2 protein-coding genes are annotated in these 1,420 nt (G+C 61.3%); both read right to left on the reverse strand.

Features of this window, described 5'->3' with window-relative positions; genetic code table 11:
• Position 1: 1 nt before the first annotated feature.
• Positions 2-619, reverse strand: a complete 618-nt coding sequence (locus H0485_RS21200; RefSeq protein WP_226937861.1) for a transcription termination/antitermination NusG family protein — start codon at positions 617-619, stop codon at positions 2-4.
• Positions 616-1,224 (reverse strand): hypothetical protein, encoded by a 609-nt coding sequence (locus H0485_RS21205; RefSeq protein ID WP_226937862.1) that lies wholly within the window; start codon positions 1,222-1,224, stop codon positions 616-618. Before H0485_RS21205 ends, H0485_RS21200 begins: the two co-directional genes overlap by 4 nt.
• Positions 1,225-1,420 lie beyond the last annotated feature (196 nt).

The raw sequence follows: 1,420 nt of genomic DNA on the forward strand, positions 1-1,420 counted from the left end.
GTCAATCCAGCTTTCGGAGCGGCAGGAGATTATCGCCCGAAGAGTGGATCAGCGCCTCCCGCCCGAAGATCTCGAATTTGACCGCAGAGCCACCATCAGCGGTCAGCTCAACAACCTCAGCCTTGAACCCAGCAAGGGGACCGGATCTGAAAAGCACGCTGTCGCCGCGTCGCAATCTGGCATCGGCGAAGCGGCGTGCCCGAGCCGCTGCTTTTGCCTCTCTTTGCTGCTGGTCGATCTTTCGCATGGAATGAATAGCAGCCAGCCGTTTCCTCTCGAGGATACCCCACTCACCATTCGACCGGCAGAGCGCCCCCAGAACCCAAGGGCAGGCCATCACCGCGTGCTCAATGGGATTACCTTCGAACCGGGCAAAGACATAGCCGGGCAGATAGCGACGATGGTACTCGCGCACCACGCCGTTCCGCCGTGCCTTGCGCGCCAGCACCGGATGGAAGCCATACACCCCGCGCACTCCAAGCCAGGCCTCGACCTGATCCTCCCTCTGAGGCGCAACCCGGAGCGCATACCAGCGAGACTGGCCGGGATAGAAGATCGCCGCTTTCTGCCCGGCCACCTCGACCACGTCGCCGATCTGAAACTTTCCAGCCATCATCATGCTGCACCCTCTTCCACTGCTCTTTTTTTCTCGCGGCGCGCGGCATCTCCCGCCTGTATGATCGCCCGCGCCCGGCGGCGGTCCTCAACCAGCGCGGCCAGCCAGCCGCGCTCTTCTTCAGATGCGCCGCCATTTTCGATCCGCTCACGCACCACCGCCTCACGCCGACGATCACTGTCTGCCTGCTGGCGCACCAAGGTCAGATCGTGGGGCAGCACCGGCCGGGGATGGTTGCGAAGATGCCGAAAGAGCTGCGCCTCATAAGCCCCGGCCTCGGCCTTGGGCCCCTCGATTGAAGCCAGCCAGTTGGTGACAATCGGGGCCATCTCAAAGGGGCGCGGCTCTTTGCCATCGACCATGGCCCGCATGACCATTTCCGAGGGGCAGACACCCTTTGCCCGGGCCGCAGCGCTCAGCACTTCATCCGCCAGCGTGACCAAGGATTCCTCAGCCAAATGGGCTGCGTAATCGCCGACATGCCGCAGGGTTTCGAGATGCGCGGCCAGGGTCTGCTTTTTATAGGGGATCACCCCACTCGATGCGATCCGCTCAACGAAAAGCGCCCTCGCTCTTTCCCGGCCTGATCTGATTTGTTCCGGTTCCACCAACCCCCTCCTTTCTAAGCATTTTGCCGGGTTATCCACAGCCTGACCTGTGTTCCGATGCGTAAAGATCTTCTCTTCTCTCTTCTTCTCTTCTCTGTGCGGAACTGTTCCCCACAGTTCGGAACTGTGCCGTTCTGTTCCGGAACACTTCGGAACAGTTCTGGAACAGTTACCGGATGAACCACCGCTCCCGCGC

The sequence above is a fragment of the Pseudogemmobacter faecipullorum genome, assembly GCF_020539525.1.
GTDB lineage: Bacteria > Pseudomonadota > Alphaproteobacteria > Rhodobacterales > Rhodobacteraceae > Pseudogemmobacter > Pseudogemmobacter faecipullorum.

Bases quoted from the DNA above. Each gene is read 5' to 3' on its own strand.
- H0485_RS21200 (WP_226937861.1), bottom strand. From the start codon at position 619: ATGATGATGGCTGGAAAGTTTCAGATCGGCGACGTGGTCGAGGTGGCC.